The following is a 14,962-nucleotide window of genomic DNA, read 5'->3' as shown; positions in this document are numbered from 1 at the left end:
GTCCATTGCGGAGTACGCCTCGGAATTGACAGTATGGAGGCTCTTGTTTCATCGTCAAATTGCATATACCGTCACGGCTTAGAGAGCTTGTGATGGTATTTTTTTGGGTATTACTCCTTTGAAATAAAAAGGAGATTTTCCATTCAGGGAGTCCGATCATGGTCGCAAAAATCGACAGCGGACTGATTCTGTTCTCGAGCTAGAATTTTCCCGCCCATTGCTATTATGCCCCTCTGCGTCCGGCTCTGAAGCCGTGAGCCTTCGCCTGCCACACCGTCGCCAGTGCGATGACGATTAGCGGCAGAAGGGTCCAGGGCAGCCACGCTGGACCGGCCGTGTCGATCACCAGCCCTCCGACCAGTCCGCCGCCCGCTACAGCGAGATTGAAGATGGTCACGAGGATGGATTGAGCCACATCTGCATGTTCACCTGCGGAATCCGCCAGCGCCGTTTGCAGCAAGGTCGGTGCACCGCCGAAAGTTAGCCCCCATATGGTGACTCCGACCAGCACCAGCGCGGCCGATCCATGCGGTATCGCTAGCAAGGCTGCCGCGAGGGCGAAGGCGGCGAGGCTGATGAGCGTGATGCCCCGCAAGCGGCGATCCACCAGAACGCCGGTTCCCCAGATGCCGATAACCGACGCCATGCCGAAGACGAGAAGAATAAGCTCGACCCGCAATTCAGTGCCAGATGCGACTAAGAACGGCGCGACATAGGTATAAAGGATGTTGTGCGCCAATATCCATGCGAACAGCACTAACAACACTGGACCGATTCCTGGGATCAGGAACACCTTACGCACCGGCAGCCGCTGGTGTTGTGTCTGACCGGGGAAGTCGGGGACACCGAACCGTACCCATGCCAGAAGCAGCAAGGCGACAGAGGACATGATCCAGAAGACAGCCCGCCAGTCGAACAGACCACCGAGCCATGCGCCAAGCGGCACCCCGAGCGACAGTGCGATGGGTTGGCCGACACCGACGATGGCGAGCGCTCGGCCTTGCAGATGCGGCGGTGCAAGCCGCCGTGCATAGCCCGCGACCAGTCCCCAGACCACGCCCGCCGACATGCCAGCAATGAAGCGCGCGAGAAGTGTCATGCCATAGTGCGCCGACACGGCGGTCATGGTGTTGAAGATCAGAAGCCCGGCAATCGCCAACAGGAACAGCGGGCGGCGATTCCAGCTTCTTGTCGTCGCGATGACTGGGATTGCCGCCACTACCGAGCCGAGCGCATAGAGCGTCACGGTCTGCCCGGCCATGGCTTCCGATACGCCAAGACCCGTGCCGATCTGCGGCAGGAGACCCGCGGGCATGTTCTCGGTCATGATGGCGAGAAACCCCGCCACCGTGAACGCCAGCAATTGTCCGACCGGCAGACGCTCGTGCGTACCTTCCTCTGTCAGGCGATCAGTTTGGATGTTTTTGGAAACTGTCATGGCGTTACGCATCCGCTAGGAAAGAGGCTGCGATGTCCTTGTCGCTATATCCAGCCTCCTCGACCCGTTGGAAGCGGGCCAGACTAGCCGCTGCCAAATCCGCCTGAACGCCGGTGCCGGTCAGTGCGTCCAGGACAAGGCGCGCATCTTTCACCCCGTTGGTGACGGAGAAGCTAGCGGTGAAATCGCCTTTGAGCATCGCGCTGGCTTTACCCTGAAAATAACCGCTGTCGAGCGGTCCGCCAGTTATGGCCTCGACCACCAGTGCCGGATCGACGCCGAGCGCTTTGGCGATGGCAAGGGTTTCGGCCGTGCCATGCGTGAGCGCGAATACATAGGCATTCAGCGCCAGCTTGAGGCTGCTACTGGCACCCGGCCTGTCCGACACCCAAAGGGTGCGCTGGCCGATGGCGTCGAAAACCGATTGCGCAACGCGCCGACCTTCTTCGGGACCAGAGGCGAGAATGACCAGATTGCCTTGCTCGGCGGGCTGGCGGGTTCCCTGGACCGGCGCGTCGTAGAATATTAGACTATTTTCATCGGCGAAGGCGGCAAGCGTGTCGATGGCTTCAACACCTACCGTGCTGAGTTGCAGCCAGATCGCGCCTTTGCACAAGCCGGGCAGTGCCGCCACCATTGTCTCATTCACGGCAGGACCATCTTTCAGCACGGTGATGATGACATCTGCGTCCCAGATGGCATCAGCCGGATTGTCGAAGGCTTGCGCACCATTGGCCGTCAGGGCCTGGGCCTTCTCTGCCGTACGGTTCCATGTGCGGACATGAAATCCTTTGCGGGCGAGATTGAGGGCAACGCCTGTGCCGATAAGGCCGGTGCCGAGAACGGCAACTGAAACGGCGGGATTATTCTTTGTCATGTGTAGCTCCTGTGATGTTGTGGAAATTATTTAATGATCGTTCCATAACTGGTCAAAAAAAAGGGGTCAGATCAACGCGCTCAAGGTTTGATCGATGATCGTGGTCAGTTTGGCGCGATCCTTTGTGGAGGCGGTGCTGGTCAGCACACGTAACCCCTGCACGGCATTGAAGACAAAAAGCGCCAGCGTCTCGGCATCGGTGGTGGAGCGGATTTCGCCAGCATCCTGACCGCGCCGGATTGTTTCTTCGATGCCACGCGTCAGGATATTGAAATTGCCGCGTACCAGATCGGCAACATGCGCATCGCGATTGGCGACCTCGATCGCGCTGTTGGTGGCGAGGCATCCACGCTTCTCCGATGCGCTTAGATCGGCATCGACAATCCCCTGCATTAACTCTCGAAGGCGTTCGACAGGGGAACCTGGCTCGCGGAGTTGATCGACGTGGCCTTGCGCGCGCTTTTGATAGTGACGAAGCGCCTGCTCGAAGATGCCATGCTTGTTCGCATAGGCGGCATAGAGGCTGCCGCGTCCGAGACCTGTAGCATCCACAAGGTCTTGGGCGGAAGTCCCCTCATAGCCCTTGCGCCAAAAGGTCTCCATTGCGGCGTCAAGCACATGGTCTTCGTCGAACTCTCTAGGGCGGGCCATGGGTAATTTATTCCTATTCTTGAACGACCATACCATAAACACAACGCAAAGCGTTGTCAATATGAATGGGATTAAGCACGTCCTAAATCGGGCTGTGAAGCGGTATGATGCTGGTATTGTGAGCACTTTCGCTGATCGAGGTCTGCATATGGCGCGGCTGCTGTCGCTGGCGATAGATGGCGAAACCTTCGTCACACTCACTTGTCGAAAAAACAATGTTTTCATAAGTGGTGGCATTTCGACGGTAGGCACGACGGCATTTTTCTTATATGGAAAAATTCTTTTTTTTCAATTTATTATGCTGTTAAGTCAACAATTGAGTGGGAATAATTAAATGAAAAGGCAGGATGAAAATCCTCCCTTTTTTATACGATTGAGAAAGAGGTAAAGCATGTCAGAGACTTTGCAATTAGAACAATTAACAGCATTTTTACAGCAGCTTCTGGGTGAGTCGCTGTTTGGTATTTATCTATATGGTTCAGCTGTTGATGGTGGTTTAGGTCCAGAAAGTGATTTGGATCTTTTGGTTGTCATAACTCAAGCACTGACACTCCAGCAACGAAAACAACTGGCAGAAACCTTATTACAAATTTCGCATCCGATTGGTGCTGTACAACGTGCACTTGAAGTCACTATCGTACACAAAGATCATATTCTTTCGGGAAGTTATCCACTCAGCTACCAGCTACAGTTTGGGGAATGGTTGCGGGATGAGTTAAGCCAAGGTGTTATACTTAGCGAACATGCAGACCCAGATCTAAGTATTTTATTGAAGAAAGCACAAATGCATCATCGTACTTTGTTAGGGCCAAGTTTGACACAGTGGTCAGCTGAGATTCCTGTACCGCAACTCTGGCAGGCGATGGCAGATACCTATCCATCGATTGTGGCGCATTGGAATGAGGATGCTGATGAGCGTAATCAGATTTTGGCCTTATGCCGTATTTATTTTAGTTTGGTGACGAATGAGATTGCACCTAAAGATCAGGCTGCGCAATGGGTGATTGCTCAGTTACAACCGCAACATCAGCCTGTTTTGCAGCGCATGAGCCAAGAATATAAAGGTAAGATTGCAAAGCAAAATTGGCAAGATGAGCACCAAGCTATACGGCCGATTGTTGATTTCCTGAGTTCAAGGATTGATGAACAGCTTAAGAAGAAGGGTGGCCTGAACAAATAATAATATTTTAAAAAGTTGGTCTTATTTAAAGTTCGATATTAAAAAAGAGCGCTTAGGTGCTCTTTTTTATTACTTAACTTTTCTAAAAATATACCTATAAAGTAAATAATTCATTCAATATCAGAATTTTAAAATTTAAAGATATATCTTAACTTGCTATAAGATTAATTAAGATATATCTTAATATGCGTAAAGTAAGCAATATGAGAAAAATAAAGATGAAACACGTATCAGATCATCACGAACACGAACGTGATATCCAGCATCGAGAGCATCACCGTTCAGGCCGTCGTGGTCGTTTATTTGAATCAGGTCGTATGAAACTACTGGTGCTACATTTGATTCAACAAAACCCTAAACACGGTTATGAAATCATTAAAGAGATTAGTGATCTTGTAGGTGATGGTTATACCCCAAGTGCAGGAACAATCTATCCAACACTGACTGCATTGGAAGAAATGAATCTTATCCAGTTGCTCGATGTGGAACGTAAGCAATATCAGGTGACTGAATATGGTGAAGTTTACTTAAAAGAGCAGCAAGACATGCTGGCGGCATTACTACAAAAACTGCGATTGAGACGTGAAATTCATAATAATGATCAGTTGATTGATATTCATCGTGCTATGGAAAATTTAAAAACAGCACTACGTTTAAAGCTGAATATCGCGGATTTACAACAAGAGCAAATTCATGAAATTGCTGAAAAATTGATCAAGCGGCCATTGCGATTGGACGTTTATAAGTTGGGGGAAAAGATGTTAGAGCTACAACAGAAAATCAAACAGGCAGGGCTACGAGTCACGCATCCACGTATGGCGGTATTGTCCATATTGGCGCAACAGTCAGATGATCTTACGGTAAAGCAGATTTATCAGCGGCTTAACCTACAACAACAGCAATTAAGCTTGGCTACGGTCTATCGTGTGGTTAGTGATTTGGTGGTCGCAGGTTTACTTGCCAGTTATCAATTTCATCGTGCCGAGACAAAATTTAACCTTCCGAATTTGTCTAAGATCCAACTACTACAAATTCGTTGTGCAGATTTAACCACAGCAAAACAAGCACAATTTTTACAGTCATTGAAAGTTGTGTTTAATCAATATCAAGTTGACTTGATGCAGGTTGAAATTAAAGAAAGTGCTTAAAAAGCATATGGAGAACGTTATGAAACAGCACCAATACCATGTCACTGTGCAACATTTAAAAGATGCGAAAGGACAAGTCTCAACTTATACCGAGCGTTTAGAGTTTTATACAGGCAATCATGATGATATTTTCGAGATTGTGGAACGTTTGAAGAAAGCCGATTTTTTTGATGATCAAACCACCAAGTCATTTGCAGTGGGTTTGAAACTATTTAGTGAAGTGATGTTGGAAAATAATGATCATCCTCTATTTAAAGAGTTTCTCCCTCAGTTTGGTCAGTTTATGAAAAATCTCAAACAGCAAGTGAAGAAGTAGAGATGAAATTGCAAACTCAACTAAATATGATTTTATGGAAACGCGTTTAAGATGCAGGAGTTGAAAGTTACACCACGCCTTATCACCAAATTACCAGCCAAGTATGCGGCTTGGATCTTACCGTTGATTTTATCTTTTTTGATGAGTGGATCCTTGTCATTTGTGAATATGTGGATGAGCCTTGGTTTTATTCCAGAATTTTTGAACAAGTGGTTGGCGACATGGATGTTCTCTTGGCTGATTGCGTATCCGTTGGTGCTGGTTTTACTGCCATTGGTTCGCCGTTTAACAGGCTTAATTGTTGATATGCAACCTAAATAACTTTTTATTGATTCATATTTTCAAGGCGGGGCTTTTACTTCACTGGAACTGAGATTGTCTCATTGATAACACTCTGTGTATTACTAAAAGACTATATTGAAGAATGATTGTATTGTTAAGATCAATACATCAACTCATTGCAATAGCATAGGTAAAAGAGAGCAATATCATGAGCAATAATAACGACTACGATATTTCTGATTCAAAAGACTGCGAAACTTACATCAATCAATTTATTCAAGAATTCACCATTCGTTCGGCAGAAATTGGTAGGGGAACGATTATTAAACGTGCCTTGCCGAGCCGACAAAAACGCTTGGTCGGAGCATGGTGTTTCCTCGATCATGCAGGACCTGTCAGTTTTCCTGCGGGTGATGGCTTAGATGTGGGGCCACATCCACATATTGGTTTGCAGACGTTTACATGGATGATTGAAGGCACCATGATGCATACGGATAGTCTGGGTTCAAAGCAGATGATCCGTCCTAAGCAAGTTAATTTGATGACTGCTGGTCGAGGCATTTCACATACTGAAGTTGCACCAGATAGTGAAACGAAAATGCATGCGGCACAGCTATGGATTGCCTTGCCAGATGATAAGCTCAATATAGACCCTAAATTTGAACACTATCCGGAATTGCCTGTGGTGAGTAAGGATCAGGTTGAGTTTACCGTTCTGGTCGGTGATTTCTTGGAAACAACATCACCTGTGCAAGTGCATACACCTTTGGTCGGAGTCGATTTAACGGCACAAGCCGATACCAAAACCCGTATTCCTTTGAATCCAAAATTTGAATATGCCTTCATGGCATTAGAGGGAACTGCTCGCGTTAATGGTCATGAACTGACTGCTGATAATATGGTGGTGTTGGAGACAGGTTTAACTGAAATTGAAGTCGAATTAACGCAAGGTCATCGGTTGTTGTTAATTGGTGGTGAACCCTTTGAATCTCCAATCCTGTTATGGTGGAATTTCGTGGGCCGTACCATGGAAGGTCTAAAACAGGCTCGTGAAGACTGGATTAATCATGATGCACGTTTTGGGGAAATTCCAGATTATCAAGGTAAACGTCTAGAAGCACCGGTATTACCTGATCAAATGAGGGCGTCGAAATGAGTATTATCGCCAACGCAACAGTCCAGACTTTAGCTGAACCTTGGAAGGGCGAAGTGAGTAGTGGTACGCATCAGTTTTTAACCGATAAACCTGAAGCATTTGGTGGGCATGATACAGGGCCAGCACCATATGACTTCCTCACCGCAAGTTTGGCCTCATGTACTATGATTACCTTACGTATGTATGCCAAGCATAAGGAAATTGAATTGGGTGAATTTTCTGTTGAAGTGGATTTTCATACCAATCGTGAGCAACAGGAACGCATTGAGCGCCGTGTAATATTTAAACAACCTGTATCACAAGATTTACAAGAAAAACTTCTTAATGTGTGTAGCAAAACGCCTGTCACTAAAACTTTGTTACGTAGTTTAGACATTCACACCATGATTCTTTAAGACTAAAGTGCTATTGTGCTTGGGCAAAACATAATTCTAAGCGTAACTGTGAGAGGGATTAAAACCATAGTTACGCAGCTAAAAAGCAGGCACAAAAATGATTACCTTACATTACCTACAATGCTCACGTTCGTTCCGCATATTGTGGGCGTTAGAAGAACTTGGTGTGGATTGCCAAGTTGAGTATTACCAAAGGTCAGCCAGTTACGCAGCACCAGAAAGCCTTAAACAAATTCACCCTCTCGGTAAAGCACCTATTTTGGTCGATGGGGATGATGTGATTGTTGAATCCGCTGTGATTCTTGATTATTTACAGCAGCAGTATGATCTTCAAAACAAATTCAAACCTCAACAGGTATCTGATCAACGTCAATATTCATATTGGATGCACTATGCTGAAGGTTCATTGATGCCTTTATTGGTCATGACCTTGGTGATGAATAGTGTCAGTAAACATGTGCCTTGGGTGATTCGTCCGATTGCGGAAAAAATTACCGATGGTGTTAAGGCAAGTTTCGTCCGTCCACGGGTGAAAGAACATATTTTGTATCTGGAACAATACTTATCTGAGCATGATTATTTTGCAGGAGATTTTTCTTTTGCCGATATTCAAATGGCATTTCCATTAATTGCCATCCAAAACCGCTTACATGGTAAATATCCAAATATTCAGGCTTTTGTACAGCGTGTACAGCAACGTCCAGCCTTTCAACGAGCTGAGCAACGAACTTTACATTCTCAATGTGCATAATTTTGAGTATAAAAAAAGGGAACACATTGTTCCCTTTTTTTATGCGATCTTGTTAGCGTTTAATCACGATAGAATCAATACCGCTATGTTGTAAGGTCTGTTGCGCTGCAAGCGCAGATTCTTGGCTGTCATAGGGTCCTGAGAAAACGCGATACCATGTTTGACCATTTTCAACACTTTTCACCACATCTGCAGATAAACCATTCAGAATAATCTCTGCGCGACGTGCATCTGCACTGTCGGGATCTGGGTAACTTCGTACTTGTAGAATATAGGTGGCATGTGCCGGAGCAGTGGTTTGTTCACCTGATGCAGTATTTGCTGGATCTTCGGTTGTTGTTGTTTCAGGCTTTGGTGACTCAATAATCACGACATTACCTTGAGGCTTGGCCTCAGGTACAGCTTGTTCTGGAATAGGTGTCACTTGCTGTTGAGGAAGTAAGTCATAAAAACGGTAGTCTTTATTGGTGTTTTCTTCTTCATAATGTTCAGAGGTCACCTGATTTTTTGCAGGGACTGGCTGCCAAGGTTGCCAAAGCATGAGCATCACGCCAGCACATAGGATCGCGAGAATTGCGACAAGCATTCCTAACCACTTCGGAATGAGTGGCTTTTTGGGCTTGTTTGGTCGTTCAGATACACCACGTTGCGTTTTTCCAAACACCAGAAATTCCTCTTGATCCTATTAGATTAGTTTTAACTTGAATCTACTTAAAAACAAAGCATTATGTTTAAAAAATAATGCTTTGTTTACCATATTGTTAAACAATCATGGCTTAAGTTTACATGTGTTTAAGCTTTGATTTACTGGTTGCCGTTTTACCTCAGGCATAGCCTTCGGTCTTGCGACGATGCAAAGAGGGCTTGCTTACATTGTCACCTCAGGCATAGCCTTCGGTCTTGCGACGATGTGCAAAGCGTTGCTTTGCTGTTTACATCGTCTCAGGAGCGGATACACCGAGTAATTCTAAGCCATTGTGTAAAACTTGCTGTACGTTGATTGAAAGCAATAAACGTGCTTGTGTCAGTGCAACATCGTCACCCAAAACTTTATGCTCATTATACCAAGCATGGAATAGGGCAGCTAACTCTTTAAGATAATTACCAATTTGGTGTGGTTCATAGACATTTGCAGCGCGTACTAAAATATCAGGATAAGCAGCAAGCTTAGATAGGATTTCTGTTTCAGCATCCAGTTCTAAACGATTCGCTTGCTCACGTGCTGAAACAGCATCAAAACTGATTCCCGTAGAAGCTGCTTTTTCTAACATACGGCAAATACGTGCATGGGCATATTGAATGTAATACACCGCATTGTCTTTGCTTTGTGAAACCGCGAGGTCTAAGTCAAAATCGATGTGTTGTTCAGATTTACGCATCACGTAGTAGAAACGAGCAGCATCATTGCCAACTTCCTTACGCAAATCACGTAAAGTCACGAACTGGCCTGAACGAGATGACATTTGTACCATCTCACCGCCACGCCACAAGCTGACGAACTGAACCAAAAGCACAGTCAATTTCTTCGAGTCATAGCCCATTGCATCAATGGCAGCTTTGACACGTGAAATATAACCGTGGTGGTCTGAACCCCAAATATCAATCAGGTCAGTATAGCCGCGTTGTAATTTATTTAAGTGATAAGCAATGTCTGAGGCGAAGTAAGTGGTTTGACCATTACGACGTTTCACCACACGGTCTTTTTCATCACCAAATTCAGTTGATTTAAACCAGATGTTGCCCTCTTTTTCATAGAGGTAACCACGTTGATCTAGTGTCTCAAGTGCTTCATCAATTTTGTCAGTCAATGAGTCTTCACTGAACCACTTGTCAAAGGTCACACCAAAGTCAGCCAAGTCATCTTTAATATCATCTAAGATGGCATGTAACGCTGCTTGATGGAAAACACGGTAGTCCGCACCCAAGTGTTGTTGTGAGTTTGCGATCAAACCATCAATGTGTTTTTCTTTGTCGCCAGAAAGTACAACTTTGTTGCCTTCTGCATCTAGTTCTTCAGCGTATTGAACGTCTTCTGGTACATCTTTATAGATATCAGCAACGGCACGAACGTGTGCATTACCATCTTTATCAATAATTTCTTGAGCAATTTCTTTAACGTAGTCGCCTTGGTAGGCATTTTTAGGGAAAACTAAAGTTTGACCAGTTAATTCTAAATAACGTAAATAAGTTGAAGTCGCCAAAATATCCATTTGACGGCCTGCGTCGTTGACATAGTATTCGCGATCAACTGTTGCACCTGTTGCTTCTAATAGATTCGCAACGGTCATACCATACGCTGCGCCACGACCATGGCCGACATGCAGACTAGAAGTTGGGTTTGCAGAGACAAATTCGACTTGGATCTTTTTAGCTGCATTGGCTTGGCTACGACCATAGTCATTTTTTTGTGCTTGAATTTGGTCGAGTACAGCGTAGCGTTGGTCAGCATTTAAAAAGAAGTTGATAAAACCCGGACCTGCAATTTCTGCTTTGGTAATGTCAGCCACTTCAGGAAGGGCTGCCAAGATTTTTTCAGCTAGATCGCGAGGTTTCATACCTGCAACTTTTGAGCCGATCATGGCGATGTTTGAAGCAAAGTCTCCGTGACTTCGGTCTTTGGTACGGGTTAAATGGCTCGTGTTGGTCCAATCTGAAGGAAGTACACCTTGTTGTTGCAGGGTTTGTACCGCATGATCGAGAGCTGCTTGTATTGCCGTATTCATAGTTACCGAAAATAAATGTCGCGGAAAAACGAACAATATAGCAAATTTTATCGGCTTAAGGGGAGTGGGATTTGTGCGGAATTAACATATTCACATAAATCTTTTCTGAGTGATTGAAACCTTGGGGCTAATGCAGATGCTATGCTATTGAAAAACATAGCATCTGATGGTTTTAATCTTCTAAAATCTGTTCTAATAATTCATCGCTTGGCGCGAAGTAATAAGCACCATCAATCGCAGTGGTAAAATGCAGTAAGCGATCATGAATGCCATCACCTGTAGTTCCAAACATACGTTTCAGCATCTCATCAATAATGCTTAAATTGTTGGTGTAAGCGACAAAGAATAAGCCTTGCTCGCCTTTGCCATCACCGTAAGGCAAGCTGTGACGCAAGATTTCCATTTCCTCACCTTCATCGTCTTCAACGACTGTACGTGCCACATGTGAGTTTTCTGGTTTTACATCATCATCCAGCTCAATCGATTCAAGTTTAGTACGGCCAAATACATGTTCTTGTGCATCGACTTTCAACATTTGCCATTTTGCAAGATCATGAATATAACGCTGCGCAAAGATAAAGCTACCATCGGCAAAGGCACCTGCTGTTTCTGGTAGTAGTGCTGCTTCTGCACGGTCATCTGGAAATTGCGGATTCTCGGTTCCATCAATAAAGCCGGTCATATCACGGCCATCAAAGAAACGGAAACAAGCGCGCTCATCTAGAACTTCGACTTTGTCTTGAATGCCGTTAAAAAAAGCTTGGCTCATGGCAAAACAAATATCTGCACGGGCGCTGGCAAGATGAATAAATACATCCGCTGGCACCACTGGCATATTAAACGCACCTTGTTGTGGATCGAGCTGTTTAAAACCTTCAGGTGTTTGCGAATTGAGTTGTGCCCAAAGTTCGGGACCAAAAGCGATGGCTGTTTTAATCTGGTCATTCGGGTGTTGCGTGATCAAACGGTCACGTGCTGAAAGGAGAGCTTCAATCTGTTGTTTTAATTCGGCAATGGTTAAATCTTTTAAACGTAAAACAATAAAGCGGGCGTGGTCAGAAGGTAATGGAAGAATGACAGATTGCGCAGTCATTAAAAACTCCTTAGTTATTTTTAAGGGGAAAACGATAATTGTGCCTGATGTTGGTTGGGCTGAGTAGTTTATTTAAGAAATTTTATTGCCTAAAAAATCATCGTAACTATTCAATAAAACAGTATAATTCACCTTTTATTGTTCGACGCTGTTGTTATGTCTTTGCAGATTTGGTTTGCTTTTATGTTGGCGTGCTGGGTAATTAGCATCTCGCCAGGCGCAGGAGCAATTGCGTCAATGTCGAGTGGCCTCAACTACGGCTTTCGGCATGGCTATTGGAATGTCATTGGTTTGCAAGTGGCATTGTTGATACAAATCCTGATTGTGGCAGCAGGTGTTGGTGTGCTGTTTGCGACCACGCCTTGGGCTTTTCAGGTGGTGAAATGGTTTGGCGTCGCTTATTTGGTCTATTTGGCGTATAAGCAGTGGACTGCACCGATTCAGGCGATTGAGATTCGGCAGGAACAACCTCAATCAGCGATCGCCTTAATATTGAAAGGCTTTGTGGTGAATATGAGTAACCCTAAGGCGATTGTATTTTTGTTGGCTGTTTTGCCACAATTTCTGGATTTGAGTCAACCACAATGGCTGCAATACTTAATTATGGCAGCCACGATGGTGACGATCGACCTGATTGTTATGGCGGGCTATACCGGACTGGCTTCGAAAGTATTGAGACTACTTCGCTCACCAACACAGCAAAAATATTTAAATCGTGGTTTTGCGGTGATGTTTAGTGGTGCAGCACTTTTATTAAGTGCGATTCAACAGTCAAGCTGACTGCCCAATTTAGGCAGATTGAGCTTGGCTTTTGAGTTTTTGCGTGATGAAAATAGCGGCAAAGCAAAGTGCCATACACAGAACAATACTTAAGCCTGTAGAAATATTCAGTGCAGCACTCGACCATAGACCAACCGTAACACCGAGCTGTGCCAACACAAATGCCCAAACCACCATTTGTTTTGGTGAGTGTGCCAATAAGCGTGCACTCAGGGCTGGAATCACCAGTAAAGCGCCCATGAGTAATGAACCGACCGCACGTAAAGCCAATACTGTAAACAACGCCAATAACAACATGAAGATTAAACGTTGCCAGTTGGCACTCACGCCTTCACTCATCGCGATATCAGGATCAATTGCAATTTGAATCTGCGCTGACCACGAACGATAGAGTACGATTAATGCACCTGCGATCACCACGGCAAACATCGGTAAATCCGCCCATTCGATACTGAGTAAATCACCGAATAAATAGCTAAGCAATTCAGGACGCAAACTTGGTACTTGCTGAATCAGTAGCAGACCAGAGCAGAGGAGGGTAGCAGAGCTTAAAGCGAGTAATGCATCATTGGGTAGGCGTGAATCGTGCAAAACCCACAGCAGAGCGACCAGCAGCAGCGCAAGACAAGCGACCCCCAGCCAAAAAGGTAAATTCAGAATCCCTGCAACTGCGACACCAAGTAAGGTGCCGTGTGCCATGGTATCTGCAAAAAAAGACATTCTGCGCCAAAGCATCAAGCAGCCGAGAGGAGCCGTTAGAAAAACCAGTAATGACCCCATGATCCAAGCAGGGAGGAGGAGTTGTAACCATTCCATCATGGCTTAGACCTTTGGCTCAGGGTGAATATGTGGGCGTGGATCGTGCGAACACGGTTCGGCATGATCACTATGACCACAGTGATTGTGATGATGCTGATAGAACATACGTTGGGTGCCAAAAATCGCTTGGTATTCTGGATGCTGTTGAATACTTTCAGGTAAACCACTACAGCAAATATGTTTGTTTAGACAGACCACGCGATGTGTACCTTGCATCACCCATTGTAGGTCATGTGACACCATCAACACAGCACAGCCATAGCGTTCAGGTAAACTACGTACATATTCATAAAGCTCAGCTTCGGACTGAATATCCAAGCCTTGCATCGGTTCATCCAGTACTAAAATATCGGGTTGGCGCAATAAAGCACGAGCCAGTAAAACCCGCTGCCGTTCACCACCAGACAATTGCTGTACTTTAGAAGACTGTAATTTTTGAATGCCTGTGTCGCGAATAATCTCTTCGCGTAAAGCCTTTTCGCAAACTTCTAGATCAAGTAAATCTTGTACACGTAAAGGGAGGCTCGCGGAAGGGTTAAACTTCTGCGGAACATAGGCCATTTTTAATTTTTTAGAAAAGTGAATTTTGCCTTTATTCGGCGGCATGATACCCAATAGCACTTTGATTAATGTAGATTTGCCTGCGCCATTGGGACCAATCAACGTCACAATTTCTTTTGCTTGTAAGGCAAAATCTACATTTCTTAAAATATCCAGCTCATCACGACGAACAGAGATACTCTCCAGTTGAATAAGTGGAGGACTTACTGGCGTGTGCTGCACTGATGACATTTTCCAGAGATTTCAATAATGCTATGTTGCGCTAAAAACTGGTCTGATGATGCAAGTTGATCGAGTTGCTGGATCAAACCTTGTGCTGAGGCTTCTTTTACAGAATGACATTCCGTACAAATCAGAAAAGCCGCTTGATGACCTTCACGTGGATGGCAGCAAGGTATATAGGCATTAATAGACGTAAGTCTGTGGATTAAGCCTTTTTCTAATAAAAAGTCTAAAGTACGGTATACCGTAGGAGGCGCAGCAGGGCGGTCTGCTTGGCCTTTAATTTTAGCCAATAAATCATAAGCACCCATCGGTGCAGATGCATTTAAAATGAGTTCAAGGACTTCTTTACGTAAAGGTGTCAGACGAGCGCCAGTCGCAGTACATAAAATTTCTGCTTCGGCAAGGCGTGCTTTAATATCGTGATGACCGTGAACACCATGTAAAGCATTGTCATGTTCATGTGAACAAGAACTCATAGATTGACCTCATTGTTTTTGTAGAGCCTATTGAATTTTCACTGACATGAAGTGTCTGAATAGTGTCGCAATAGCCCCGCTATCATAACAT

17 protein-coding genes and 1 pseudogene are annotated in these 14,962 nt (G+C 45.2%); 9 read left to right on the top strand and 9 right to left on the bottom strand.

What is annotated here, in order from left to right; all coding sequences use genetic code 11:
• Nucleotides 1-223: 223 nt before the first annotated feature.
• The 3 genes from FPL17_RS13450 to FPL17_RS13440 all read right to left on the bottom strand — a co-directional run bounded on the left by FPL17_RS13450 (nt 224) and on the right by FPL17_RS13440 (nt 2,966).
• Complete coding sequence (locus FPL17_RS13450; protein ID WP_159885515.1) at nt 224-1,438, bottom strand: MFS transporter; 1,215 nt, start codon at nt 1,436-1,438, stop codon at nt 224-226.
• A gap of 4 nt (nt 1,439-1,442) precedes the next feature.
• Nucleotides 1,443-2,315, bottom strand: coding sequence for an NAD(P)-dependent oxidoreductase (locus tag FPL17_RS13445; RefSeq protein ID WP_159885513.1), 873 nt, complete (start codon nt 2,313-2,315; stop codon nt 1,443-1,445).
• A gap of 66 nt (nt 2,316-2,381) precedes the next feature.
• Nucleotides 2,382-2,966 (bottom strand): TetR/AcrR family transcriptional regulator, encoded by a 585-nt coding sequence (locus FPL17_RS13440; RefSeq protein WP_159885511.1) that lies wholly within the window; start codon nt 2,964-2,966, stop codon nt 2,382-2,384.
• Between the two features lie 391 nt (nt 2,967-3,357).
• On the opposite strand from FPL17_RS13440, the gene FPL17_RS13430 reads away from it, so the two are divergent.
• The 8 genes and pseudogenes from FPL17_RS13430 to FPL17_RS13395 all read left to right on the top strand — a co-directional run bounded on the left by FPL17_RS13430 (nt 3,358) and on the right by FPL17_RS13395 (nt 8,194).
• Nucleotides 3,358-4,146, top strand: a complete 789-nt coding sequence (locus FPL17_RS13430; protein WP_159885507.1) for an ANT(3'')-II family aminoglycoside nucleotidyltransferase — start codon at nt 3,358-3,360, stop codon at nt 4,144-4,146.
• Between the two features lie 218 nt (nt 4,147-4,364).
• Nucleotides 4,365-4,891: pseudogene (locus tag FPL17_RS13425) on the top strand (PadR family transcriptional regulator).
• A gap of 13 nt (nt 4,892-4,904) precedes the next feature.
• On the top strand, nt 4,905-5,294 hold the full coding sequence (locus FPL17_RS13420) for a transcriptional repressor (RefSeq protein ID WP_159885505.1): 390 nt from the start codon (nt 4,905-4,907) through the stop codon (nt 5,292-5,294).
• Between the two features lie 19 nt (nt 5,295-5,313).
• Entirely contained in the window at nt 5,314-5,610 is a 297-nt protein-coding gene (locus FPL17_RS13415; protein ID WP_005186599.1) for a DUF3861 domain-containing protein, read from the top strand.
• Between the two features lie 51 nt (nt 5,611-5,661).
• Nucleotides 5,662-5,931: a DUF2798 domain-containing protein gene (locus tag FPL17_RS13410; protein WP_005186601.1), complete on the top strand. Its 270-nt coding sequence runs from the start codon at nt 5,662-5,664 to the stop codon at nt 5,929-5,931.
• A gap of 169 nt (nt 5,932-6,100) precedes the next feature.
• Nucleotides 6,101-7,048: a pirin family protein gene (locus FPL17_RS13405; RefSeq protein WP_159885503.1), complete on the top strand. Its 948-nt coding sequence runs from the start codon at nt 6,101-6,103 to the stop codon at nt 7,046-7,048.
• Entirely contained in the window at nt 7,045-7,443 is a 399-nt protein-coding gene (locus FPL17_RS13400) for an OsmC family protein (protein WP_159885501.1), read from the top strand. Before FPL17_RS13405 ends, FPL17_RS13400 begins: the two co-directional genes overlap by 4 nt.
• Before the next feature lie 97 nt (nt 7,444-7,540).
• The gene (locus FPL17_RS13395; protein ID WP_159885499.1) at nt 7,541-8,194 is read left to right on the top strand and encodes a glutathione S-transferase family protein; all 654 of its coding nucleotides are present in this window, start codon (nt 7,541-7,543) and stop codon (nt 8,192-8,194) included.
• Nucleotides 8,195-8,246: 52 nt separating this feature from the next.
• Here the strand turns inward: FPL17_RS13395 and FPL17_RS13390 are convergent, their stop codons facing one another.
• The 3 genes from FPL17_RS13390 to FPL17_RS13380 form a co-directional block, all read right to left on the bottom strand.
• The gene (locus tag FPL17_RS13390) at nt 8,247-8,858 is read right to left on the bottom strand and encodes an SPOR domain-containing protein (RefSeq protein WP_159885497.1); all 612 of its coding nucleotides are present in this window, start codon (nt 8,856-8,858) and stop codon (nt 8,247-8,249) included.
• A 268-nt stretch (nt 8,859-9,126) separates the two neighbouring features.
• Nucleotides 9,127-10,917: an arginine--tRNA ligase gene (argS, locus tag FPL17_RS13385; protein WP_159885495.1), complete on the bottom strand. Its 1,791-nt coding sequence runs from the start codon at nt 10,915-10,917 to the stop codon at nt 9,127-9,129.
• Nucleotides 10,918-11,089: 172 nt separating this feature from the next.
• Nucleotides 11,090-12,010, bottom strand: a complete 921-nt coding sequence (locus FPL17_RS13380; protein WP_159885493.1) for a Dyp-type peroxidase — start codon at nt 12,008-12,010, stop codon at nt 11,090-11,092.
• Between the two features lie 156 nt (nt 12,011-12,166).
• On the opposite strand from FPL17_RS13380, the gene FPL17_RS13375 reads away from it, so the two are divergent.
• Nucleotides 12,167-12,790 carry a LysE family transporter gene (locus tag FPL17_RS13375; RefSeq protein WP_159885491.1) on the top strand — a complete coding sequence of 208 codons (624 nt, stop codon included), beginning with the start codon at nt 12,167-12,169 and terminating at the stop codon, nt 12,788-12,790.
• Nucleotides 12,791-12,799: 9 nt separating this feature from the next.
• Here the strand turns inward: FPL17_RS13375 and znuB are convergent, their stop codons facing one another.
• From znuB to FPL17_RS13360, 3 genes are read right to left on the bottom strand one after another with little or no spacing between them, the layout of a single operon-like run.
• Nucleotides 12,800-13,609, bottom strand: a complete 810-nt coding sequence (gene znuB / locus FPL17_RS13370) for a zinc ABC transporter permease subunit ZnuB (RefSeq protein WP_004801966.1) — start codon at nt 13,607-13,609, stop codon at nt 12,800-12,802.
• A gap of 3 nt (nt 13,610-13,612) precedes the next feature.
• Nucleotides 13,613-14,401, bottom strand: a complete 789-nt coding sequence (gene znuC, locus FPL17_RS13365; protein WP_159885489.1) for a zinc ABC transporter ATP-binding protein ZnuC — start codon at nt 14,399-14,401, stop codon at nt 13,613-13,615.
• Entirely contained in the window at nt 14,374-14,871 is a 498-nt protein-coding gene (locus FPL17_RS13360) for a transcriptional repressor (RefSeq protein WP_004801969.1), read from the bottom strand. The genes znuC and FPL17_RS13360 overlap by 28 nt, the downstream gene beginning before the upstream one ends.
• Between the last annotated feature and the right edge of the window lie 91 nt (nt 14,872-14,962).

The sequence above is a fragment of the Acinetobacter dispersus genome (assembly GCF_009884975.1).
In the GTDB taxonomy this organism is placed as follows: domain Bacteria; phylum Pseudomonadota; class Gammaproteobacteria; order Pseudomonadales; family Moraxellaceae; genus Acinetobacter; species Acinetobacter dispersus.
Note: the sequence above shows the minus strand (reverse complement) of the source record. Positions and strands in the feature narration are given on the sequence as shown.